Here is a 24773-nt window from a genome sequence, read left to right as displayed (position 1 = left end):
GATGAGTATATCGAGTCCATTTATAAGCAGGCCTATTGCCACATTACTATTGGCATTGGCTCTGGCCGTGGCTGGAGTCGTAACTTATTTTCGCTTGCCCGTAGCACCGCTTCCTAATATGGCTATTCCAGCTATTTTTGTATCTGCAAGTTTGCCTGGTGCGAGCCCAGAAACTATGTCCTCTAGTGTGGCAATGCCTCTGCAAAGAGCCCTTAGTTCTATTTCCGGCGTGGATCAAATTACATCCAGTAGTTCTTCTGGTAGAACAACTGTCTTTGTTATTTTTAAGCTATCTAAAAATGTAGACGATGCGGCACGTGAGGTACAAGCAGCCATTAATAAAGCTAGTCCACAATTGCCATCAAATATGCGTACCCCTCCAATCTATAGGAAGCTAAACCCATCATCGATTCCAATAATGGTGTTAGCTTTAAGCTCGGATACGATGGATTTAAGCGGATTATACGAGGTTGCCTCTAATGTCCTAGCCCCTAGGCTCTCTCAAGTCGCAGGTGTAGGCGAAGTTGATGTAGGAGGGGGGTCTATGCCCGCAGTGCGTATTGAGGTGAATCCTAAGCAACTTAGCTCCTACGGAATCAGTCTTAATGAGATTCAAACTGCAGTATCGACTTCAAACATGATATATCCTCGCGGATATATTGCTAACAACAATAATCAATGGCTTATAAATACTTCAGGGACCTATAAAAAAGCCTCAGATTTTCAGAACATTATCGTCAAATGGAATGGGAATAATGCTGTACGTCTTAAAGATGTGGCCCATGTTTTTGATTCTGTGGAAAATGAATACAATCACGGTTTTTACAATAAAAAGGAGGCCGTGACATTAATTATTCGCAAGCAAGAAAATGCGAATGTTATTGAAACAGTAGATTCTATTAGAGAGCAAATCGATGATTTGGCTGTGTCATTACCTGATTCGGTGGATCTAAATATATCCCAAGATCGAAGCCCAAGTATACGTGCCACTTTGCATGAAACTGAGCTAACGCTAATGATTTCAGTGTTTCTAGTCGTTCTTATCGTACTATTGTTTTTGCGAGATTGGCGCGCGACATTCATACCTGCACTGGCCGTCCCTATCTCATTATTTGGTACATCTGTGTTTATGTACTTTATGGGATTCTCTTTAAATATTATCTCATTGATGGGACTTATTGTTGCTACAGGCTTTGTTGTGGACGACTCCATTGTAGTTACGGAAAATATAGCTAGATATATCGAGAAAGGCTTGCCGCCTAAGGAAGCGGCTAGGTTTGGAGCACGAGAAGTTGCTCCTACTGTAGTAACAATGAGCATTACATTGATCTTGGTTTTCATGCCGTTGTTAATATTAGATGAATTGCTTGCTCGTCTATTTTTTGAATTTTCTTTTAGTCTTTCATCTGCTATTTTGATTTCGCTTTTGGTTTCATTGACACTTACGCCTATGCTTTGTGCCCATATTCTTCAGGGAAAAAATGATAACGATCGTAAGCAAAATTTAGTTTTCCGTTTATGTGGCAATATTCTCGCATTCGCTTTATCAATTTATAAGTGGACTCTTAAGATTGCTTTAAAGATGCGTTTTGTGACTTTATTAATTTTGATAGGGGTCATTGTTTTAAATGTATTTTTATTTGCATCTCTGCCTAAAAGCCTATTCCCAGAACAAGATACTGGCGTAATAATGGGTTTTTTTAGGGTCGACAAGGGTACTTCTTTTCAGTCCATGATTCCTAAGCTTCAAAAGTATCGTGATATTATTTTGGATGACCCAAATGTTGAAAGTGTAAGTGGCTATGCTGGTGGTCGAGGCGGTGCTTCTAGCAGCTTTCTCTCCATACAGCTTAAACCATTTAATGAGCGTACTCTTAATGCAAAAGAGGTGGCAGGAAGATTAAGCAAAAAGTTAGTGGGCGTATCAGGGGCCCGAATGTTTCTCGTTCCACAGCAAGATATAGGTGTAGGAGGGGGCTCGCAGTCTCAAGAAGCCGTGTATGAATATTCTTTAAGAGGCTCTGATTTAAAACTGCTCGAGAAGTGGTCTGATCGTGTTAGAGAAGCATTTAAGAAAATGCCTCAGCTGAAAAATGTATCAGATGGTAGGGAAAATAGGGCTTTAGAAGTTGAAGTAGTGATAGATAGGGAAAAAGCTAAACAGCTTGGTGTTGATATGCGATTACTCACTAGCACAATTAATAATTTATATGGTTCTCGCCCTGTAAGTACTATTCATAGCGATTTAAATCAGTATAAGGTTATTCTTTCAGCGGCCAAAGAATTTGCTGAGGATACAAGTGTGTTGCAGGATTTATCGCTTATTACGAAAAGCGGAGATTTAGTTCCTTTAAGTGCTTTTACAAAATTAGAAACTAGAAATACATCTACAAGAATTCGACAAACCGATGGGATGCTTTCTCAATCAATTACTTTTGATTTAGCAGATGGTGTCACATTAGATGAAGCAACTAAGGCTATTGAAGATACTATCCAATCTCTTAAACTACCTGCACGTGAGATAGAAGCTAAATTCGCTGGCACAGCCGATAAATATAGCAAGGTTTCTGGCCAGCAACCGCTTGTACTCATGCTTACGATAATTATGCTTTATATCGTTTTAGGAATTTTATATGAGAGCTATGTGCATCCGATAACAATACTATCAACATTGCCATCAGCAGGTGTTGGGGCTTTCCTTGCTCTTCATCTAGCAGAAATGCAATTTTCAATAATCGCATTAATAGGGGTATTTTTACTGATAGGTATAGTGAAGAAGAATGCCATAATTATGATTGACTTTGCCCTTCAAAAGCAAAGAGGTGAGGGGTTAGGGGCAGTAGATGCGATTTACGAAGCGTGTATAGTTCGATTTCGTCCGATTTTGATGACTACATTTGCGGCGATTTTTGGAGCATTGCCACTTATACTAGCTACAGGTGCAGGGGTTGAGATGCGTCAGCCACTAGGAATTACAATTGTAGGTGGGCTAATAATGAGCCAGATACTAACGCTTTATACTACTCCAGTTATATTTATATATCTTGATAAATTATTCAATAGGAAAAAGAATGCTTCTAAGGCATAAATTAACAGGTTTTGTTTCGGTCGTTTTGCTATCTGCCTGTAGTATGGCACCAGAATATAAGGTGCCTGATATATATGTGTCTGAGAAATATAAAGCGACTAAGATTAATACTAGTGCTTGGGTTTCATATGATCAAATTCCTAAGATCAAATCAAAAGAAAATTGGTGGTCCATATTTGATGACCCAGTTTTGGATTCGCTTATCAAAAAATTAAACGAAAGAAACTACACACTTGAACAATCATACGCAAAATATCAAGCATCGCTATCACAAATCCAATCTGCTCAATCATCATACTATCCCAACATAGGTGCAGACGCATCTGCAAATCGCTCTGGCGGCTCTAATCGCAATGTAAGTGAGAGAGTAAGCTATGGAGCTAATCTTAAATGGGAAATTGATTTGTGGGGTAAATTTAGTGATCGTGAAAATATCGCAAGATTAGGCAGTGAAATGCAAGCATTAATGCTTGAGCAAACCAAATTAAGTCTACAAGCTCAATTGGTTGACACTTATTTTATGCTTCGAGTTACAGATTTAAAGATTGATGCTCTCAAACAGATAATTTCTTATCTTGAAAGATCTCATCAGATAAATATTAATCAATATAATCAAGGAGTTATAGCAAAAGCTGACGTTATTTCTAGTGAAATGCAGCTTTTTAATGCAAAGGCAAACTTAATTTCTACGCAATCGAGTCGAATTTTGCTTGAAAATGCGATTTCTACATTAATAGGTTTAACTCCTGCTGAATTTAATTTGATGCCTACAAACTATAAATTTAAGCCTATTTCAATTCCAGTAGCATATCCAAGTGTTTTATTGGCCTTAAGACCAGATATTCAAATCGCAGAAAAAAAAGTTCAAGAGGCAAATTATAAGATTGGAACCGCTAGATCGGCTTGGTTTCCTAACTTAACCCTTAGTGCAAGTGCTTCAAATCAAGGAATTAACTTAACAGAGCTTTTAAGCTCTCCAATTTCAGTGTGGTCCTTAGGACCAGCTATAGTCTTATCCATATTTGATGGTGGTGCAAAACAAGCCGCTTTAAATTCAGCCAAAGCCGAATATAGATCAAATGTGGCTGCATATAAAGACACTGTAATTAAAGGGATTCGTGAAGTCGAGGATGCATTATCAAAAATTGAGATGACTTCACGAGAATTGAATATTCAATCTAAAGCCTTGAGTTCATCTAGAAAATCTTTAGAGATTACAAATAATCAATATAAAGCTGGTTTGGTTAGTTATTTAAATGTTATACAAGTTCAAAATAGCAATATAAACTCTGAGATACAAAATCTAAATTTAAAGTTAAAGCTCGTACAGAATCAAATAGAATTAGTTAAGGCTTTAGGTGGAAATATAAAATAATTCGTATACATTATTCGCATAATGTATATTATGTAAAGTTAATTATAGATATCAAAACTGATACATGGATAAGCTAAATTACAAAGACCTCTTTCGTACAGAATCTTATATAAACGGCAAATGGATAAATGGGATTGATACTTTTGAAGTAATTAATCCTGCTGACAGCAAATGCATTGCCAACGTGGCGGATTGTTCTACTGAGCAAGCTCATTATGCGATTGAATTTGCTCATAAAGCACAAAAGACATGGAAAAAATCAATAGCAAAAGATAGATCTAAGTTATTGCGCAAATGGTACGAACTTGTATTAGAACATATTGATGATCTAGCACGAATTTTGACAATAGAGCAAGGGAAACCATTGGCTGAGGCTAAGCGTGAAATTCTATCGGGGGCGGCTTATATTGAGTGGTTTGCTGAAGAAGCTAAAAGAATCTATGGGGATACGATACCCGGACCCACAGATGATCGTCGTGTGATTGTGACTAAAGAGCCTATTGGATTATGTGCGGCTGTGACACCATGGAACTTTCCTTCATCCATGATTTTACGAAAAGCGGCTCCAGCTCTGGCTGCGGGATGTGCTTTTATTTTACGCCCCTCCTCTAAAACCCCTCTTTCAGCTTTGGCTTTGGCGGAATTGGCATATAAAGCAGGTTTTCCTGAAGGCGTTTTTAATGTAATTACGTCGAAAAGCCATGACATTGCCAACATACTAACTGAGGACGATCGCATAAAGCATTTTAGTTTTACTGGATCAACCGAAATAGGTAAGAAACTAATGGCACAATGTGCGAGCACTGTAAAACGGGTCTCGCTTGAATTAGGCGGAAATGCTCCTTTTATTATTTATGATGATGCGAATCTAGAAAAGGCTCTAGATGGCATTGTTGTAAGCAAATTTAGAAATGCTGGGCAAACTTGTGCATGTGCGGATAGGATTTTTGTACAAGATGAGATTTATGAGGAATTCTTAAGTGGATTTAAAAAACGTGTTAAGGGCTTGAAGCTTGGCTCTGGGCTTGATGCATCTACAACAACTGGTCCGCTTATAGATCAAGCTGCATTAGTAAAGATTCAAAAAAATATGGAAGATGCGGTTTCAAAGGGTGCACATATTGAAATTGGCGGAAAGGTGTCAGAACTAGGAGGCTTGTATTTCGAACCAACAATTCTTACAAATGTCACTGAGGATATGCTTGTCGTCAAGGAGGAGAATTTCGGCCCTTTAGCTGCTATTATCCCATTTGATGATGAAGACGAAGTCATTGCCATGGCAAACAATACTCCGTATGGTCTCGCCTCTTACGTCTATACCAACGATTTAGGGCGCATTGTACGCACTTCAGAAAAATTGGAATATGGAATGGTAGGTATAAATGCGGGCAATTTCTCAAACGAAACCGCCCCTTTTGGTGGTGTTAAGCACTCGGGATTGGGCCGTGAGGGTTCTAAATATGGCATAGAGGACTATGTTGAGATTAAATTTATATTAGTCTCTGGAATATAAACCAGCCAATTTTGTAAGAAAATGCTTATAGCTATTAAAGAATGAATCTGGGTCTTTAATAATAGGATTTCGTTCTCTTGAAGTATTAGGGCCCACGTATATTTTAACTAATTGCGGTTTTAGTGGAAATGAATCCGCTATTTTCGTATATATTTCTCCTACTTTATCAGAGTCAAGAAAAGTCCACCATCCAATTTTAAAAAATGACCTGCATCATAAACTTCTTCATCATGCCATAATTCGTCTTTAAGATACGCACCTACAGTAGCATTCCAATGTTTATCTAAATCTTCATATATTTTAAGTGGATTGGTTTTATACAATTCTTCGTAGTTAACCTTCCTAAGTGCAAGCACTGCTACTTCAGTTTTACGAATTTTTTTATGGTGTTTATAAGCTCTAATTCCAAGCAATATAGCCAAAATGACAAATATAATGACAACAAATTTAATCGCTTTCATATTAAATTATTTCAAAATTACCGTCCCAAATATCGACATGAGCATTAATGTCTGGTCGTTCTTTTAAAGCCTTTGGAGCAGTTGGAGTGCCCACAAGTATCATACCCATATATCGATAATCCAAAGAATTGAATCCTATAGCGGCTTGAAATTCATCCAAATAGGTTGCAACTCCAGTAGACCAAAATAAACCATAGCCCATACTTTCAAGCGAATTGATTAAATTCATTGCAGAGCATGCGGTGGCAATGACTCTCTCTTCCTCAGGTATTCGTGTGTTTTGATAATCCATATGGCAAGCCACTAATATAATCATAGGAACTTTTTCGTACATAGCTCTAAGATTCAAGACCTTTTCTTCAGGTAATGGATTATCAGAATTTTGCCTAAGGTCAATAGCATATTCTGTAAATTTATGAATATTCTCTGACCCTTTAATTATTCGATATCTCCAAGGTCTAAGTTTCCCATGGTCTGGAGCAGACATAGCCGCTTTAAATGCCAATTCTAAATCCTCTTCGCTAGGACTTGGATATGAAATTGCCTTAGTTGATGAACGATTGATAATTGATTCAATTAAATCGTATTTTTGAGTATCTTTCACCCTATCCCCCATTTACTCTAATCAAAGCTACCATATCACTTACCGCCTTATACAACCCGTCAAATACCGATTGAGCAATGATGGCATGACCAATATTTAACTCAGATATGCCTGGTATCTTAATTATTTCTTGAACATTTTCGTAGTTTAATCCATGTCCTGCATTTACTTGCAGTCCTAAATTTATAGCAATCGATATTGCAGATTCTAATCTATTTATTTCCTCTGTCGCTTTGTCCGATATATTTGAGTCTGCATATTGAGCGTAAGCCCCTGTATGTAGCTCAATTATCCCAGCCCCAGCTTCACTAGCGGCTTTAATTTGTTCAGCTTCAGGATCTATAAATAATGAAACTGAAATCCCCTCTTCAGTCAATTTTTCAACGGCCGATTTCACTAAATTAAATTGCGAAACTACATCCAAACCACCTTCAGTAGTCAATTCTTCCCTCTTTTCAGGAACAAGGCAAACATCTTTAGGTTTTACTCTTGTGGCAATGCCTATCATCTCATCTGTAATAGCACATTCAAGATTCATATGGGTCAAAAGCCTATCTCTCATCTCAAACACATCTTTGTCCTGAATATGCCTTCTATCTTCTCTTAAATGTAGAGTAATAAAATCTGCACCAGCTGATTCAGCTAGGAGAGCTGCCTTTATCGGGTCTGGATATTTAGTGCCTCTTTGCTGTCTTAATGTAGCAATGTGGTCAATATTTACGCCTAATTTAATCATTTAAAATCACGCCCCATCGATAAAAAAAGATTTATTGGATTTTCTGATTTCTTTCACCATTTCTACAGCTTCCAATTCCGTGTTATTTTGAATAACTTTAGCCCTTTGCATAATTTCATCGAATGTAATAGATAGTTTAGGCCCTTTGAAACCAAGAACAATCCTATTACCGTCTTCTGTTTCTTTAAATTCAATAACAAAATCAAATATATCTTTAATTCTTTTTACATTTTTCTTATAAGTTTTATGATATCCAAAGAGATTGACGGCCATAATCCCAATATCATTTAAATTTTTATAGCAATGTCTATAAAACCGTTTATCACCTGCTACAGGCCCCTCTCCTTCATAATTGTACAAATCAACGAGTAGAACTTCACATTTGTGATGGTCAGCCTTAATCCACTCTCTTGCATCTGCATGTATAACTGTAATGCGATCAGAATTTGGTAGCTTAAATTCTGAGATAGCACATTGTGTAACTTGAGGATTCCATTCTATGCAATTGAAATTCGTTTTCCTGTGGCAATATCTAAAGCAAGATTTAAGAAGTGTTCCAGCCCCTAATCCAAGCAAATTTACAGTGTTTACATACGAAGTAGGCAAAAAAATCATCCAAGCTATCATTTGCCTTGTATATTTAAAATACAAATGATTTGGATGCGAAAGCTGCATTGCACCTTGAATATACCTGCTTCCAAAATGAAGGAATTTCATACCATTTTCAATGGAGATACTAGGCTCATCGTAAACCGGATGCGGTTCTAAAATTTTCTCTTTCTTTTTGCTCAATTTCATCTCCATTCTTATAAAATACAATTATAAAAAATCTACTTATTCCCGTTATGTCTTTATCGAGCCTGATAATTGTTCCTCTAATAGCTAGTTTAATAGCAATGATGTTGCCATCTAACGCACGCAACAGAGAAGCCTGGTTATCAGGTATAGTGGCATTTTATTGTGTTGCAAACCTAATTTATTACGCCCCTACTATTTTTGAAGGCGAAGTAATCATTGAAAAAATTGATTGGCTTCCTTTCCTAGGCTTAAATTTCATTTTTCAACTAGACGGGTTCTCTTGGGTTTTCTCTCTTTTAGTATCTATTATGGGCTTTCTGGTTGTTATCTATGCCCGCTATTACATGGATCCCGCCGATCCAGTTCCTAGATTCTTTTCATTCTTTCTGATTTTCATGGCTTCTATGATTGGAGTCGTGATTTCAGGGCATTTAATTCAGTTAGTAATCTTTTGGGAGATGACTTCCTTAAGCTCGTTTATGTTAATCGGTTACTGGCATCATAGATCAGATGCACAGCGGGGTGCACGTATAGCACTTACAGTAACAGCTTTGGGCGGATTTAGTTTACTTGCTGCCATGCTTATAATTGGAAATGTTGTCGGATCCTACGAGTATCAAGCTGTTTTAGATTCTACTGAACTCATAGCTAATCATCCCTTTTATCCAGTTATATTAATTTTGCTAGTTATTGGTGCATTAACTAAAAGTGCACAATTTCCATTTCACTTTTGGCTTCCAAATGCAATGGCTGCTCCTACCCCTGTTTCAGCTTACCTGCATTCAGCGACACTCGTTAAAGCTGGAGTTATATTATTAGCTAGATTTTGGCCTGTCATGGCTGGAACTGATTTATGGTTCTGGACTGTAGGTCTTTCTGGATTAATCTCTTTGACGCTAGCCGCATACATTGCCACCTTTCAAAGGGATATGAAATCTGTATTGGCTTATTCCACCATTAGCCATTTAGGACTAATAACTTTATTGCTGGGACTAAATAGCAAACTGGCTTTAGTGGCAGCGATTTTCCATATGATAAACCATGCTACCTTTAAGGCCTCACTATTTATGGCGACGGGTATTGTTGACCATGAGACTGGTACCCGTGATATGTCTATATTAAGCGGTTTACGTAGATATATGCCTTTGACTACAACTCTTGCTGTCGTAGCGGCTGCAGCTATGGCTGGGGTCCCATTGCTTAATGGATTTATTTCTAAGGAGATGTTCTTCTCAGAAACACTGACCTCAAATGATGCAAAATCATACATTCTTCCAATATTAGCTTTAGTTGCAAGTATCTTTAGTGTCGCTTATTCATATAGATTTATAGTTAAAGTTTTCTTTGGGCCTGAACCCAAAGCTTTACCAAGAATGCCACATGACCCGCATAAATTCATGCTATTGCCTAGTGCGTTTTTAGTTTTTATGTGTATTGTTATTGGTATTTTTCCAGGATATATTGTTGAGCCTATCTTAAAAGTTGCTATGCGGACTTTACTGCCGTATGACAATTTTGATTTTAGTCTTCATGTTTTCCATGGATTTAATATTCCTTTAGTAATGAGTATTTTGGCTTTACTATTTGGATTTATTGTTTATCTAATAGTTAGACCATATAACAGAGTATCGCTTAACAATCCAATTGGTTTAAGAAAAATAGAAGGCCGAGATATTTTTGATTGGATATTAGATAAAATCGATAATATCGCCTACACCATTATGGGATATATTTCCTCGAATCGATTGCAATCTCAAATTTTTGCAATCATTTTTGTATCTGTAGTAGTAGCAGCATTGCCACTACTTCAATTTGAAAATTGGTATAGGCTACCTGCCCTAAATTTTGATTTACCATTTGCATTAATGTGGATTGCAGGATGTGCCTGTGCAGTTGGGGCTGCTTATCAAGCGAAATATAATCGATTTAGGGCAATCGTATTAGCTGGTGTGGCTGGTGTGATTACTTGTGCGACTTTTGTATGGCTTTCTGCACCAGACCTAGCTTTGACTCAATTGGTAATCGAAGTTATAAATGTAGTTTTACTTCTTTTAGGACTAAGGTGGCTTCCTCGAATTTCCAGAAAAGAAAAAATTGAAGCCTATACAGCTAAACATTTAAGATATATAAGAGACGGTGCCCTAGCAACCACTGTTGGCTTAGGGTTAGCATTCTTAACATATCAAATAACAACGCGTGAGACAGTTCCATCAGTTGGAAAATTCTTTTTAGATAATGCTCTTTCATTAGGTGGCGGAACAAATGTGGTCAACGTAATATTGGTGGATTTTAGGGCCTTCGATACTTACGGTGAAATTACAGTTTTAGGGATTGTGGCTTTAACAGTATATGCATTATTGCGTAGATTTAGGCCCCCTAAAGAGACCCTTCAAGAGTCCAAAGTAACGCATAAACAACTCTCACCTGATATCGTACCCATTTCAGAAGATAGATATCTTCCAAATGGCACAATGCTTGCACCTACAGTACTAGCAAGGCTAATCATGCCACTTATCAGTGTCATTGCCTACTTTTTCTTCTTCAGAGGTCATAATTTGCCTGGTGGCGGGTTTATTGCAGGCGTTATTTTTGCAATTGGCGTAATTATTCAATATATGATAAGTGGAATTCGTTGGGTTGAAGAACTCTCACGAATCCGACCACATAATTTGCTATCGGCAGGTTTGTTGTGTGCCGCAATTGCTGGTATTTATCCTATGTTTCATGGCTTACCATTCTTATCAGCAATGGCATATCATTTTTATCTCCCCCTAATAGGTGAGATTCATATTTCGAGTGTTCTTTTATTTGATTTGGGTGTGTTTATGCTAGTGATTGGTGCTACCACATATATGCTTGTAGCGCTTGCTCACCAATCGCTCAGGTCTAGTAAATCTTAGGGAGTATATATGGAACTTATTTATTCAATCGCCGTCGGGATATTAGCTGGCTCAGGTGTTTGGCTCCTTCTTAGACAAAGAACATTTCAAATACTTATCGGAATTAGTTTGTTATCTTATGCCGTAAATTTATTTATTTTTGGAACTGGGCGTCTTGTTATTGGAAAGGCACCGCTTTTACAAAAAACTGGAGACTCTTTGGTTTATGCCGATCCTGTTCCACAATCATTAGTTTTAACGGCTATTGTTATCGGATTTGCCCTAACAGCTTTAATTCTAGTTATGATTCTTGCTCAAAGAGGTTTAACTGGTTCTGACCATGTAGATGGTCAAGGTGAATAAAACATGAGAGATTCTCTTCTTTTCCCTCATCTACCGCTTTTATGCATTTTGATCCCCATGTTCTCTGGGGCTTTAATGCTATATCTGAAGGAAAAGAGGAGGCCTTTAAATAAAATCATTGCCATTATCTCCAATATTGCATTGCTATGGGTTTCTATTGTTTTAATGCAGCTTGTTAGTGGCAAGTATCCTGATCTAGCCCCTAATAATATTTACGTATATTTATTAGGAAATTGGGAGTCTCCTCACGGGATCTTGCTTGTCGTTGACCGATTATCCGCCTTAATGGTTACTCTAACTAGTTTTCTTGGCCTTATGTGCATGATATATGCAACATCGCTATGGGACAGAGCTGGAGTACATTTTTACCCCCTCTTTTCTTTTATATTAATGGGGGTTAATGGGGCATTTTTAACTGGCGATTTATTTAATTTATTTGTTTTCTTTGAGATTTTCTTATCCGCTTCTTATGGCCTTTTGTTGCATGGCCCTAATCAAGCTCGCGTCACATCTGGTTTTCAATATATAGTTATAAATTTAATAGGATCTTTCCTATTACTTATCGGTATTTCGATGATATATTCTGTGACTGGCTCACTAAATATAGCTGATATAGCTCTTAAGGCTGGCAATATGTCCTCAGACTATCGCTCTCTTTTTGAAGTTGCATGTGCGATTCTGGCGACCGCGTTCCTGATTAAAGCAGCTGCATGGCCTTTATCCTTCTGGCTCACAAATGCCTATTCGTCTGCTGTTGCACCTGTAGCCGCTTTCTTTTCGATAATGACTAAAGTAGGTATTTACTCCCTATTAAGAGTTGGATCCTTATTATTACCAACAGGAGCTCCTGGTGCATTTGGTGGTCAATGGCTATATTTCATAGGTCTTGGAACATTGATTTACGGCTCTTTAGGGCTTCTATCTGAGAAAAAATTCTCAAGAATGGTGGCCTTTTGCGTAATTATCTCTTCGGGCACTTTATTAACAGCACTAGGTATGCCAGGAGTTGCATTAACTGGCCCGTCATTGTATTACCTAGTTAGTTCTGTAATTGCTGTTGCTATTGCATTTTTACTAGTTGAGATTATTGCTCGCACAGAAAATACCCCTAAAAACATACTTGCAACCACATTAGAAGCATTCGGTTTGGATGATAAGGAAAAACAATCGGATTACTCAGGTGAAGTTGTGGGTGTATCCATACCTGCAGCTTTAGCATTTTTAGGCTCAGCTTTTGTTCTATGCACTCTTGTAATTGCTGGATTACCGCCATTTTCAGGGTTTATAGCGAAATTTGCCCTACTATCTCAAGCCGTTTCTCTGACTAGTTCAGAATCTGGATCTGCTTCAATATATGCATGGTTCTTAGTTGGATTTATGATTTTCTCAGGAATCGTGACAGTAATTGTGATGAGCCGAACTGGTATACGAGTTTTTTGGGCAAATAGTAGTCTAAATCTACCAAAATTGAGCATTAGGGAAGCATTGCCAATAGCGTTATTAATTGGATTATGTTTATACATTACTATATTTGTAAATGATGTTATGGTGTATATGAATGCCACCGCAAAATCCTTGGATAATCCAGCAGAGTATGTTGAGGCCGTCTTTTCGAAGCGATCTGTTAAGCAAACTGCTGGTTTTTATAGTTACGAAGGTGAGCACTGATGAGTAGATTGTTTTTTTGGGTACCGCTTACTATTTTTCTTACGATAGTATGGGTATTGCTAGCCAAGTCGGCCGACTTATCTCAAGTGCTATTAGGAGGCCTGGTCAGCATGATTATTGTTATGCTGTCCTTAAGAATGCGACCTCATCTAGCATATCCTAAAAACATATTTAAGATTATTAAGCTTAGTTTTATCGTGCTTTACGATATGACTTTCTCAAACTTAATCTTAATTAAGCAAATATTATTTAAAAGTAAAGAGGTAAATCCTGGTTATGTCTATATTCCTCTAACTATAAGAGACCCTCACGCCATAGCCTTTTTATCTTGCATTATTACCTACACGCCTGGAACTGTTTGGGCAGGCTTATCTGAAAAAGATTTTATTCTCAGATTGCATGTTCTCGATTTACACGATGAACATATTTGGTATGAGACTATAAAGACAAGGTACGAAAAGCCATTAATGGAGATTTTCGAATGAGTTGGACAATTATTTATTATGCAATTATCTATTCATTAATATGTTTAACTTTCGGGTGCATTGCCAGTTCAATAAGAGTATTCAAAGGCCCTAGTCCAGAGGATAGAGCTTGGGCTCTTGATGCAATATATATTAATTGCATGCTTATTATTGTGATTTTAGGCATGTTATTTAAATCATCTTGGTATTATGAGGTGGCATTTCTTATGGCATTACTAGGATTCGTTGGAACCGTAGCTCTAGCTAAATTCTTGCTCAGAGGTGAGGTAATTGAACCATGAATGACATACCTGTTTGGGTTGCTGTTTTAATAGCAATTTTTCTTGTTTTCGGAAGTACTATTACGATGATAGGATCGATTGGATTGGTTCGATTTAGAAGTTTTTCAAGCCGGGTTCATGCTACTGCCTTAGGAAGCACCTTAGGTACATTGCTTGTGATGATATCTTCTATGACTCTATCATATTATTTACACGATAGAGTATTTTTTCACGAAATTATTTTAGTGCTTGTTTTGTTCCTCACTTCCCCTATCTCTACATCACTTATGCTCAGGTCATACACTCTTAGAATGGAGAGATTGGGGAATCACGAATAATATTCTTTTAAAATTATTTTTGAGGTTTTATTCCCTTTCTTGGATCATACTGAAGCATAAGTTCATATATAGATTTAAGGTTTTTCTCCTTAGCATAATCCAAGGCACTTTTTCGGCTTTGATCTATTGCTTTAGGGTCTGCACCCGCCTCTAATAATACTTTTACTGTTTGAATATTGCTTGCTTTAACCGCCATTATTAGTGGTGATGCTCCATTTGGTGCTGGTGCATTTGGGATAGCCCCTTTAGAAAGCAATAGTTGAGCCATATCTGATTTTCCAGTAGAAGCAGCATAGTGTAAAGGTGTCCATCCGAATTTATTGATTTTTGCTCCACGCTTAATAAGGTAATGAGCTAATTCCATATTTCCAGAAATGGCTGCATACATCAAAGGAGTTTCACCAAAGCTATTCTCGTGATTAACGTTAAATTTAGGGCTTTTTGCAATCAAATTTGCGGCCTCTAAATTGCCTTCTCTAATTGCTAGGATAAATGGAGAATGCCCTTGCATATTTACAATATTAGGATCTTGTCCAGCATCCAATTGTTTTTTAATTGCTTGAACACTATTGTTCTCGACCGCTTTGAAAATCGGGGCATCAGCAGCCAAAGCCGCTGTAGAGGCAGTAAATGCTAACAACGAAGCTAAAAGAAGTTTATTGACTCTCATAATTCCTCCTAAGAATTTGATTTTATTTTTGGAAATAATTTATAAAAATTTGAAGTTGTTTGCCTACCAACTTCATCTAAAGAAATTCCTCTAAGCTCAGCAATTTTTTCTGCAACATGCATAACATATGATGGATCATTTCTTTTCCCTCTATAAGGGACAGGGGCTAAATATGGTGAATCGGTTTCAATCAAAAGTTTGTCTAGAGGAATATTTTTTGCTACTTCTTGGACTTGTGTAGCATTTTTAAAAGTAACAATCCCAGACATCGAAATATAAAAACCTAAATCTAAAGAGGCTTCGGCCATTTTCATATCTTCAGTAAAGCAATGCATAACTCCACCACAACGCTCAGCACCCTCTTCTTTTAAAATCTTAATTGTGTCCTTAGGGGCTTGACGAGTATGTATCACTAAAGGAAGGCCCGCTTCTATAGCCGCTCTAATATGTACTCTAAATCTATCTCTCTGCCACTCAAGAGGCTCAGCCAAACGATAATAATCCAACCCACATTCGCCAATTGCTACTACTTTAGGGTGTTTGGCGTAATTTACAATATCTTCTACTGTGGGTTCCGCAGTATCTTCGTAATCAGGATGAACGCCAACAGAAGCGGACAAATTATCGTATTTTTCAGTTAGATTGATTACATTATCCCAGTCAGGCTTATTCACATTAATACAAAGTGCATGTTCAACCTCATTTTGTTTCATCTTTTGCATAATGCTGTCAAGGTCAGAAATAAGCTCTGGAAAATCTAAGTGACAATGCGAATCTACAAACATAAAATATCCTTATTTATTTAAGCTTAAAAACACTCTTTGTAAGCATGAATGAATAAATAATTTAGGGTTCAAAGGGTGTCTTGCTAGTTTTTGTCTATCTATTAAATAATCCCATAAATATAAAAGCCTTTGAATATTACTTTTAGTGGCAATGCTTCCGATTTCATCCCGCAATGAATCAAAAAACCTAGGGTTTAATCCTTGTTTGGTCAGAATTAAGTCAGTAAGCAAAGCTTGTAAACTTGCAATCCATTGGTTGTTTGGAATGGATTCGAGTTTCTCCACATATACATCATAATTTATAAGTGAACCAGAATTTAGGTCTTTGACAAAATCTGAAACCCAATATTGCACAGGCTGATAAGAGGATTCATTTAATTCCAAGGCCTTTAAAGGAGCTCCAGAAGCCATAGATAATAGCTCCTTAGGATTTTTTACGCCCTTAGATATAAGCCACTCTGTTGATAATTCCATATTTGGAATTGGAAGTGGTAATCTTTGGCATCTTGATAGTATTGTTGGTATTACCTTTTGTATTGCGTGCGTAAAAAGCAAAAATATAGTGTCGCCCAAAGGTTCTTCAAGAATTTTAAGCAATGAATTTGATGATGCTTGGTTTAAGGCCTCTACAGGCCCTAATATAACCACCTTAGTTTTGCCCAAAGAAGGACTAAGTGTAAAAAAATTCTCTAGTTCTCTAACTTGATCTATTTTTATTTCATTAGATGGTTTAGAGCTTGTTGAACTTGATGATGTGTATTCCTCAAGTTCTTGCTGATTTAGATTGTAGTGATCACGAAGTGCTTCTGGTACCACAATTCTAAAATCAAGGTGATTGCTTTTATCCATTAAATGGCAGGAATTGCACTCATTGCAAAAAAAGGGTTGTGGGTTATGACAAAGAAAAGATTTTGCAGCAGCAAGACAAAAATCGAACTTACCAATTCCTTCTTGCCCGTAAACTAGCCAAGCATGTGAAAATCTATCAGTTGATGATATCCACTTTTTTGCTAAATCTTTGTGCCAGGGGTAAAAAGACTTTATTTCCACTTTCTTTAAACACCAATAAAATCCATTAAAGCCTGATAAACAAGCCTTCTAACAACAGTGACAGGATGACTCGAATCAATTACTTTAAACCTATTTGGTTCATAGTTTGCCATGCTCAAGTATTGTTTGCGAACTCTATTAAAAAAATCCCCATCAAGGGCTTCAAATTTATCAGCTGAGCGACCTTTACTTAATCTGTCGCGTGCAACTTCAAGGGGAACATCAAAAAGAAGAGTCAAGTCTGGAGTTAAATCAGGGTGAACTATATTTTTTAGGTCATTTATAACGTCAATTGAGAAGTTTCGTCCTCCCCCTTGATATGCCAATGTAGAGTCCGTAAATCTATCTGATATTACAATCTTTCCTTCGGCTAAGGCAGGCATAATTATGCTACATACACTTTCACTTCTAGAAGCAAACATAAGTAAAACTTCAGTAAGAGAATTCATATGTTCTGTTAAAAGCAAAGTGCGAAGAGCTTCCGAAAGAGAATTGCCCCCAGGTTCTCGAGTAACTACAACTTCTCTACCAAGCCTTTCAAAAAATTCAACTATGAAATCAAGGTGTGAACTTTTGCCTGCTCCGTCAATACCTTCAAGAGTTATGAAATATCCTTTCATATTATTTTTTCTTCAGAATATATTCATTTACATTTTTATTATGCTCTGCTAGAGATTTGGCAAATGCACTTGTTCCATCTCCCCTCGATACAAAGTAGAGATATTCATGTTCTTCAGGATGCAGAGCCGCTTGTATTGATTCTAAACCAGGGCTGGCAATAGGTGTAGGTGGCAATCCTTTCCTTGTATAAGTGTTCCATGGTGTGTCAGTTTGGAGATCAATTTTTCTTATTTTGCCTTGATATTTATCACCCATACCATAGATAACTGTAGGATCAGTTTGAAGAAGCATATCCTTATTTAATCTATTGATAAAAACGCCTGCTATACGTTTTCTATCGGAAGACTTACCCGTTTCTTTTTCAATTATCGAAGCAAGTATCAAAGCTTCGTAAGGGTTTTTTAGAGGAAGGTTTGGAGAACGACTCTCCCATTCTTTATTGAGTAGTTCCATACCTTTTTTATAAGCAACCCTAAGAATATCAATATCCATATTTCCTGGAGTATACATATAGGTATTAGGGTGTATTAATCCTTCGAGGGATTTTATATATTGGGGAGCACCAAATAACTTTAAAATCTCTTCATCTGATTTATAAGGTAAATTTTGTTTTAAGTCCGATTTAGAGGCAAAAGCACTCTTTATCTGCTTTAAATTCCAACCTTCAATAAGCAATATTGAACTATAGTATCTATCACTATTATTGAGTTTTTGAATAAGATCGACAACTGAATCTCCCTTTTTAATTTCATATGCTCCAGGGTGGATTACTAAAGGTTTATTTTGTAATTCTTGGATTTTTGAATATAACCTAATAAATGTGGGATTTATGGAGGACTGAGTGTTTTGGCTAACAATATCAGAAATTTGAGATAAATATGTGTTCTCTGGGACTGAGATAATTAACTTCTCGCCTTCAAACTCTAAAGGACTAGTTAGCGTTTTATTGATGTAATATCCCCCTGCCCCAACAATTACCAACAGAAGAATTAAAACAATTAGAATCGATTTAAAGAGAAATTTAATCATAAAGTCTGCTAGCAAAAGTTTAGTTTTTTATTTTAACGTATTAACTTAGGGATAATTGATATAAATAGTCAATTCAAGTAAGCTTATAAAGTCTAACTAAAACATTTCATACAATGATTAACCACTTTGCTTTAATTAAATTCTCTGGTTCAGATGTAAGGAATTTTCTTCAAGGCCAAATTACTCAAGACATAAATAGAGTCTCTGCTGGTCAAGCCCAATTTACAGCTTATTGCAACCATCAAGGTCGTCTTCAAGCAACTGGTGTGTTATGGTCTGATTCAGCTGATAGTGACAGAAGCGATGAAAATATTTATTTTTTAGTTCACAGAAGCATTGCCACAGACATAGCAAAAAGATTATCAATGTATGTTTTAAGGGCGAACGTCAAAGTAAATATTGCCAAAGCATTAATCGCTCCTAGCTATGAGAACGAAAATGATTTAACCAACGGAGGGATTCCTCATTTCCCACTCCTACATTGCGACTCCAAAGAAGGCCTTTTCTCAATAGGATTCCCAAGTCCAGATTCAAACAAAAACCGCAAACTAACTATAAAAATCGCCCAAGAAGGTCAAGTGCAAACGGACGAGAATGAACAATTAAGCGAAGAAAGTTTAAGATGGATATCCGAGGATATTAGAAGTGGGCTTGCATGGGTCACTAAGGATATATACGGACTATTTTTAGCTCAAAATTTAAATCTTGACTCTATTAATGCGATAAGTTTTTCTAAGGGCTGTTATACGGGGCAGGAAGTCATTGCAAGGCTTCATTATAAAAGCTCGCCTAAAAAAAGAGCCTACCCTCTTAAAATCAATAATCTAGATATTTGCGATGGACAGGATTTATCTATAGATGGCACTCTCTTGGGCACTGCTATCAATTCTGTGACTTATGATAGGCAACAATTTGTGCTAGCCGAGATGCCTATTGCATACTTAGAAACATTAGAGGCGGGCGATAATTTTGAGCTTTTGCCCTTGCCCTACCCGCTTTAATTGGAGTCGAACACGACTTTTCGTCTTCTTTGAGCCTCTTTTTTAAGAATACCCATTTTAGCTACTTGAGCACGACGTTTTCTGGATTCCATGGGATTAAAACTCAAGGGCCTACAAATTTCGATTCGATCAGCATTTCTAAGCACATAATTTAGTGGAACTTTTTTTCCATACACTGATATACCCCTATTTTTGATATCAAACGGGCTTAACTTCAGTGCATCAGAAAGCAAGGTGCCCTGCGGGAATTGTGTCTCATGGCTTTGTATGTGGCCAAATTCGTCGGCAAAAACAAACTTAATGATTATATGATTAGAGGTTGGATTCGCCATACTTTGCTTTTGCCCTCTTTGTAAATGAATCGATAAAAGTACTGGCAATCGTATTAAAAACTGGGCCCACAACAAGTGCTAGAGCACGATTTTTAAAATCGTATTTAAGGTCAAACACTACCTTACAGGCATTTTCCGATAAAGGAATAAAATTCCATTCCCCTGATAATGAGGAAAATGGCCCATCTACTAGTGATAATTTTATATTTGTAGGCTTGTTATTTATATTTTTTGTTGTAAATGATTGCTTAAGGCCTGCAATACTAATTATTATGGTGGCAATGAGCGTGGATTCAGTCCTTTCAATTATTTTTGAGCCACCACACCAAGGCATAAAATCAGGATATTCTTCTACGGAATCAACCAAGTCGAACATCTGAGCAGCTGAATACGGCACTAGTACAGATTTATTTATTACTGGCATTTTTAATTTATAACCTATTGGTTTTCATTATTCTTTCTTTTTCACGCTGCCAATCTCTTTCTTTAAGCGTGTCTCTTTTATCGTGAGCTTTTTTACCTTTGGCCAAACCAAAATCTAGTTTAATTTTTCCTGATTTGTAATGTAGATTTAGTGGAATTAATGTGTAACCTTTTTGCTCAACTTTTCCAATTAATCTATTGATTTCTCTTTTATGCATCAATAGTTTTCGAGTTCTATTTGACTGGGGATGAACATGTGTGGAAGCGGAGAGCAAAGGATTTACATGCATGTTCAAAATATAAAGTTCACCATCTTTAACTATAACGTAAGTATCATGAAGTTGAACTTTACCTGCTCTAATGGCTTTTACTTCCCATCCTTCTAAAACAAGACCCGCCTCGAATCTATCTTCTATAAAATAGTCGTGACGGGCTCTTTTATTTTCTACTATACTCATTAAGAATTAATTTTGTTTTGTTTATGAGTGTCCAAAATTGTTAAAGCTGAAGCAACTAAGCCACCCATATCCGACATATTGCTAGGTAGGATTAAAGTAGTACCTTTTTTAGCTAATTCTCCAAAAGCTTCTACATAACGATCTGCCACTTGAAGATTTACTGCTTCGCGACCACCTGGCTGATTAATAGCATTAGCCACTTCAGAAATAGCTTTAGCAGTCGCCTCAGCAATTCTTCTAACTGATTCAGCTTCAGCCTCAGCTTTATTGATTTGAGCTTGCTTTTCACCTTCAGAACGATAGATATCAGCAGTTCTTTGAGCTTCTGCAATATTTACTTTCTCTCTACTTTCACCTTCAGAAACAGCAATACGAGCCCTTTTATCGCGTTCAGCTGTAATTTGTTGTTGCATCGCTTGCAAAATAGCGGTTGGAGGTGTTAGGTCTTTAATTTCGTAACGCAAAACTTTAACGCCCCATGTAGTTGCAGCTTCATCTAGTACAGATACAACTTCAGCATTAATGACTTCACGCTCTTCAAATGTTTTATCTAATTCCATCTTACCTATAACTGAACGCAAGGTTGTTTGAGCTAGTTGAGTAATTGCCGAGATATAGTTAGAAGAGCCATAGGAAGCCAATTTAGGATCAGTAACTTGGAAGTACAAAACCCCATCGACTTGTAGTTGAGTATTATCTCTAGTGATACAAATTTGTGATGGAACGTCTAATGGAATTTCTTTGAGCATATGCTTATATGCTACTTTCTCAACTAGTGGAATTACAAATTGAGGACCTGGAGTTAGAACCCTATCAAATTTACCTAGTCGTTCAACTACCCATGCGTGCTGTTGGGGTACAATCGCCACCGACTTAAATACTAAAATAATCACTAGAATAATTAAAATTATCCAAAAAATCTCTAAAGCCGACATTCTACTCTCTCCTAATCTACTTTAAATCCTACGGGTTCTAAAACCAAAACCAATCCATTAATGGCCATTATTTTATAGTATCCACTTGACTCTGGTATGGTAGTAATATGGTCAGCCAAAATAGCTTGCCATTGAGCTCCACGATAATTGACTTGTGTACGTCTATTTCCGTTCCAAGAATTTACAAAAATAGATGTTCCGATATCCAAATTAACATTTTTGTCCTGAGCTGCTTTTTTAGCAGGTGACTTTCTAATACCAAAAACTCTAAGTAAAAATATACTTGATAGAGTGATTATGGCAAAAGCTCCTAAAGACCAATATATATGCAATTCAAAAAATGAGAGAATCCCTGCTGCAAATAGCCCTAAAGATATAAAGAGTAGAAAAAATCCACCCGTCATAAGCTCTACAATTAGGCACACTGCTGCTAATGCAAACCAAACCCACATCATAATCACTCTCCGAGTTTTTGCCAGGTTTCAACAACAGTATCTGGATTTAAAGATATTGATTTAATACCTTTTTCCATTAACCATTTTGCAAAATCGGGATGATCTGAAGGGCCTTGGCCACAAATACCAATATATTTGTTTGCCTTAACGCAGGCTTTAATTGCTTTTTCTAGAAGATATTTAACCGCAGGATCTCTTTCGTCGAAATCCTTAGCTAATAACTCCATTCCTGAATCTCTATCTAGACCCAGGCTTAACTGAGTCATATCATTAGAACCAATAGAGAATCCGTCAAAATATTCTAGAAATTCTTCGGCAAGTATGGCGTTACTTGGTAGTTCGCACATCATAATAAGTCGAAGTCCGTTCTCGCCTCTTTTAAGACCATTTTCCGCCAATATATCAACCACACATTTTGCTTGATTTACAGTGCGGACAAATGGAATCATTACCTCCACATTAGTCAATCCCATATCTTCACGCACCATTTTTATAGCTTCACACTCCATTTTGAAGCAATCACGGAATTCATCCGCTATATAACGAGAAGCCCCTCTAAAGCCTAGCATAGGATTTTCCTCATCTGGCTCATAACGAGTTCCGCCTACAAGTTTCCTATATTCATTAGATTTAAAATCCGAGAGTCGCACGATTACAGGTTTTGGATAGAATGCACTGGCAATGGTTGCGATACCCTCAGCCAGTTTCTTAACAAAGAATGCACGTGGACTTTCATATCCTCTTGCAGCTGATTCGACTGCTTTCTTAAGATCTGAATCTACATTTGGATAATCTAAAACTGCTTTAGGGTGAATATTAATATTGTTATTGATTATGAATTCAAGCCTAGCAAGCCCAACACCCATATTTGGAATTTGTGCAAAGTCAAATGCCAATTGAGGATTACCCACATTCATCATAATTTTTACTGGAATTTCAGGCATATCGCCTCTAACCACATCCTCTACTTCCGTCTCAAGAAGCCCATCATATATTTTTCCTTCATCTCCTTCAGCACACGATACAGTTACCTGCATATCATTTTTGAGAACTTCTGTACCATTTCCCGTGCCTACAACAGCTGGAATCCCTAGTTCTCTGGCAATGATTGCGGCGTGACATGTACGTCCCCCACGATTAGTAACAATGGCTTTTGCTCTTTTCATAACCGGCTCCCAATTCGGGTCAGTCATATCAGTTACTAATACATCACCCTCTTTAACTTCATCCATTTGGTCTAAATCGTGAATAACTTTAACTTTACCGACACCCACTTTTTGACCAATTGCTCGACCGGTACAAAGAATTTCACCAGTAGCTTTTAATTTATATCTTTGTTGAGCTGTACCATTAGAACCTTCAGATGATTTAACCGTCTCGGGTCTTGCTTGCAATATATAAAGTTTTCCATCAATACCATCTCGTCCCCATTCCACGTCCATGGGTCTTTGATAATGTTTCTCGATAATCAATGCATATTTTGCAAGTTCGATGACCTCATCATCTGTAAGAGAAAATCGATTTCTTTCAACTGAAGGAACATCAACGGTTTTTACGGCTGCTTCACCAGGCTTACGCTCATCATTAAATTCCATTTTGATGAATTTAGAGCCAATCCTTCTATTTACAATCGGGTATTTTCCACGGTTTAAAGATTCCTTAGAGACATAAAATTCATCTGGATTTACAGCTCCCTGTACTACTGTCTCCCCTAAGCCGTACGATGAAGTGATAAATACTACTCCTGGGAATCCAGACTCAGTATCTATAGTAAACATTACACCTGCACTTCCAAGGTCAGATCTCACCATTCTCTGAATCCCTGCTGACAATGCAACATCCGAGTGTTCATACCCTTTATGAACACGATAAGAAATCGCCCTATCGTTATATAGAGATGCAAAAACATGTCGAATTTTATCTAGAACGTCTTCAATACCAGTAACATTTAAAAATGTCTCTTGCTGACCAGCAAATGAAGCATCTGGAAGGTCTTCGGCTGTGGCAGATGAGCGAACAGCAAAACTACCTTTTCCGTCAGTATCAAGTTTGGCAAATTCATCACGAATTGCTTTTTCAAATTCATCAGAAAATGGTGCTTCAATAATCCAATTGCGGATCTCCTGACCTGCAGCCGCTAATTCTCTAACATCCTCGGGATTAAGAGTTTTTAATTTCTCAGCGATTTTAGTGTCTAGTCCAGATGATTTAAGAAAATCCCTGAAGGCTTGAGCTGTAGTGGCAAAGCCGCCAGGGACTCGAACACCTGCAGAAGATAGTTGGGAAATCATCTCACCTAGAGATGAATTTTTACCCCCAACAGTATCAACATCTTGCATACGAAGATGCTCAAAAGGAACAACGTAAGACATAAGTCTCTCCAATAATAAAAAAAGCCAATTTATTAGAAAATCTATGAAAAATTTTTAAATAAATGAGCCTTAAT

Annotated in this window: 25 protein-coding genes; 10 read left to right on the top strand and 15 right to left on the bottom strand. The window is 37.1% G+C overall.

Annotation, left to right across the window (positions count from 1 at the left end; all coding sequences use genetic code 11):
- The first annotated feature begins 1 nt into the window (after position 1).
- The 3 genes from T432_RS0100495 (at position 2) to T432_RS0100485 (ending at position 5976) form a co-directional block, all read left to right on the top strand.
- Entirely contained in the window at positions 2-3088 is a 3087-nt protein-coding gene (locus T432_RS0100495; RefSeq protein ID WP_028883724.1) for an efflux RND transporter permease subunit, read from the top strand.
- The gene (locus T432_RS0100490; RefSeq protein ID WP_081799287.1) at positions 3072-4463 is read left to right on the top strand and encodes an efflux transporter outer membrane subunit; all 1392 of its coding nucleotides are present in this window, start codon (positions 3072-3074) and stop codon (positions 4461-4463) included. Before T432_RS0100495 ends, T432_RS0100490 begins: the two co-directional genes overlap by 17 nt.
- 64 nt (positions 4464-4527) lie before the next feature.
- Positions 4528-5976 (top strand): NAD-dependent succinate-semialdehyde dehydrogenase, encoded by a 1449-nt coding sequence (locus tag T432_RS0100485; RefSeq protein WP_028883722.1) that lies wholly within the window; start codon positions 4528-4530, stop codon positions 5974-5976.
- A gap of 158 nt (positions 5977-6134) precedes the next feature.
- Here T432_RS0100485 and T432_RS0100480 read toward each other — a convergent pair whose 3' ends face one another.
- From T432_RS0100480 to T432_RS0100465, 4 genes are read right to left on the bottom strand one after another with little or no spacing between them, the layout of a single operon-like run.
- Positions 6135-6437 carry a hypothetical protein gene (locus T432_RS0100480; RefSeq protein ID WP_044970976.1) on the bottom strand — a complete coding sequence of 101 codons (303 nt, stop codon included), beginning with the start codon at positions 6435-6437 and terminating at the stop codon, positions 6135-6137.
- Between the two features lies 1 nt (position 6438).
- Positions 6439-7041 carry a nitroreductase family protein gene (locus tag T432_RS0100475; protein ID WP_081799286.1) on the bottom strand — a complete coding sequence of 201 codons (603 nt, stop codon included), beginning with the start codon at positions 7039-7041 and terminating at the stop codon, positions 6439-6441.
- A gap of 1 nt (position 7042) precedes the next feature.
- Positions 7043-7777 carry a pyridoxine 5'-phosphate synthase gene (gene pdxJ / locus T432_RS0100470; protein ID WP_028883719.1) on the bottom strand — a complete coding sequence of 245 codons (735 nt, stop codon included), beginning with the start codon at positions 7775-7777 and terminating at the stop codon, positions 7043-7045.
- A gap of 6 nt (positions 7778-7783) precedes the next feature.
- Positions 7784-8575, bottom strand: a complete 792-nt coding sequence (locus T432_RS0100465) for a class I SAM-dependent methyltransferase (RefSeq protein ID WP_248646246.1) — start codon at positions 8573-8575, stop codon at positions 7784-7786.
- 47 nt (positions 8576-8622) lie between these two features.
- Between T432_RS0100465 and T432_RS0100460 the strand changes: the two genes are divergently transcribed.
- The 6 genes from T432_RS0100460 to mnhG are packed head-to-tail and all read left to right on the top strand — an operon-like array spanning position 8623 to position 14568.
- A complete protein-coding gene (locus T432_RS0100460; RefSeq protein WP_028883717.1) occupies positions 8623-11475 on the top strand; it encodes a monovalent cation/H+ antiporter subunit A in 2853 nt (950 codons plus the stop codon).
- Positions 11476-11484: 9 nt separating this feature from the next.
- Positions 11485-11817, top strand: a complete 333-nt coding sequence (locus T432_RS0100455; RefSeq protein WP_014111520.1) for a Na+/H+ antiporter subunit C — start codon at positions 11485-11487, stop codon at positions 11815-11817.
- Positions 11818-11820: 3 nt separating this feature from the next.
- Entirely contained in the window at positions 11821-13485 is a 1665-nt protein-coding gene (locus T432_RS0100450; RefSeq protein ID WP_014111521.1) for a monovalent cation/H+ antiporter subunit D, read from the top strand.
- The gene (locus T432_RS0100445; protein WP_028883716.1) at positions 13485-13970 is read left to right on the top strand and encodes a Na+/H+ antiporter subunit E; all 486 of its coding nucleotides are present in this window, start codon (positions 13485-13487) and stop codon (positions 13968-13970) included. The genes T432_RS0100450 and T432_RS0100445 overlap by 1 nt, the downstream gene beginning before the upstream one ends.
- Positions 13967-14251, top strand: coding sequence for a K+/H+ antiporter subunit F (locus T432_RS0100440; protein ID WP_014111523.1), 285 nt, complete (start codon positions 13967-13969; stop codon positions 14249-14251). The genes T432_RS0100445 and T432_RS0100440 overlap by 4 nt, the downstream gene beginning before the upstream one ends.
- Positions 14248-14568 carry a monovalent cation/H(+) antiporter subunit G gene (gene mnhG, locus T432_RS0100435; RefSeq protein WP_014111524.1) on the top strand — a complete coding sequence of 107 codons (321 nt, stop codon included), beginning with the start codon at positions 14248-14250 and terminating at the stop codon, positions 14566-14568. The genes T432_RS0100440 and mnhG overlap by 4 nt, the downstream gene beginning before the upstream one ends.
- 13 nt (positions 14569-14581) lie before the next feature.
- Here the strand turns inward: mnhG and T432_RS0100430 are convergent, their stop codons facing one another.
- The 5 genes from T432_RS0100430 to mltG are packed head-to-tail and all read right to left on the bottom strand — an operon-like array spanning position 14582 to position 18723.
- Positions 14582-15238 (bottom strand): ankyrin repeat domain-containing protein, encoded by a 657-nt coding sequence (locus T432_RS0100430; RefSeq protein ID WP_014111525.1) that lies wholly within the window; start codon positions 15236-15238, stop codon positions 14582-14584.
- Positions 15239-15246: 8 nt separating this feature from the next.
- Positions 15247-16023, bottom strand: a complete 777-nt coding sequence (locus T432_RS0100425) for a TatD family hydrolase (protein WP_028883715.1) — start codon at positions 16021-16023, stop codon at positions 15247-15249.
- A 9-nt stretch (positions 16024-16032) separates the two neighbouring features.
- The gene (gene holB, locus T432_RS0100420) at positions 16033-17073 is read right to left on the bottom strand and encodes a DNA polymerase III subunit delta' (RefSeq protein ID WP_028883714.1); all 1041 of its coding nucleotides are present in this window, start codon (positions 17071-17073) and stop codon (positions 16033-16035) included.
- A 5-nt stretch (positions 17074-17078) separates the two neighbouring features.
- Positions 17079-17693, bottom strand: coding sequence for a dTMP kinase (gene tmk / locus T432_RS0100415; protein ID WP_014111528.1), 615 nt, complete (start codon positions 17691-17693; stop codon positions 17079-17081).
- Position 17694: 1 nt separating this feature from the next.
- A complete protein-coding gene (gene mltG / locus T432_RS0100410) occupies positions 17695-18723 on the bottom strand; it encodes an endolytic transglycosylase MltG (protein ID WP_028883713.1) in 1029 nt (342 codons plus the stop codon).
- A 113-nt stretch (positions 18724-18836) separates the two neighbouring features.
- On the opposite strand from mltG, the gene ygfZ reads away from it, so the two are divergent.
- Positions 18837-19724, top strand: a complete 888-nt coding sequence (gene ygfZ, locus T432_RS0100405) for a CAF17-like 4Fe-4S cluster assembly/insertion protein YgfZ (RefSeq protein WP_028883712.1) — start codon at positions 18837-18839, stop codon at positions 19722-19724.
- On the opposite strand, the gene T432_RS0100400 is transcribed toward ygfZ, so the two are convergent.
- From T432_RS0100400 to ppsA, 6 genes are read right to left on the bottom strand one after another with little or no spacing between them, the layout of a single operon-like run.
- Positions 19721-20056 (bottom strand): RnfH family protein, encoded by a 336-nt coding sequence (locus tag T432_RS0100400; protein WP_081799285.1) that lies wholly within the window; start codon positions 20054-20056, stop codon positions 19721-19723. The genes ygfZ and T432_RS0100400 overlap by 4 nt on opposite strands.
- A complete protein-coding gene (locus T432_RS0100395; RefSeq protein ID WP_014111532.1) occupies positions 20037-20480 on the bottom strand; it encodes a type II toxin-antitoxin system RatA family toxin in 444 nt (147 codons plus the stop codon). Before T432_RS0100395 ends, T432_RS0100400 begins: the two co-directional genes overlap by 20 nt.
- Before the next feature lie 7 nt (positions 20481-20487).
- Positions 20488-20937: an SsrA-binding protein SmpB gene (smpB, locus tag T432_RS0100390; protein WP_014111533.1), complete on the bottom strand. Its 450-nt coding sequence runs from the start codon at positions 20935-20937 to the stop codon at positions 20488-20490.
- A complete protein-coding gene (locus T432_RS0100385; protein WP_014111534.1) occupies positions 20937-21872 on the bottom strand; it encodes an SPFH domain-containing protein in 936 nt (311 codons plus the stop codon). Before T432_RS0100385 ends, smpB begins: the two co-directional genes overlap by 1 nt.
- A gap of 11 nt (positions 21873-21883) precedes the next feature.
- Positions 21884-22327, bottom strand: a complete 444-nt coding sequence (locus T432_RS0100380; protein WP_081799284.1) for an NfeD family protein — start codon at positions 22325-22327, stop codon at positions 21884-21886.
- Positions 22328-22329: 2 nt separating this feature from the next.
- Positions 22330-24699, bottom strand: a complete 2370-nt coding sequence (gene ppsA / locus T432_RS0100375; protein WP_028883709.1) for a phosphoenolpyruvate synthase — start codon at positions 24697-24699, stop codon at positions 22330-22332.
- Positions 24700-24773 lie beyond the last annotated feature (74 nt).

This window comes from Taylorella asinigenitalis ATCC 700933 (assembly GCF_000687755.1).
Taxonomy (GTDB): Bacteria; Pseudomonadota; Gammaproteobacteria; order Burkholderiales; family Burkholderiaceae_B; genus Taylorella; species Taylorella asinigenitalis.
This window is presented reverse-complemented; position numbering and strand designations above follow the sequence as displayed.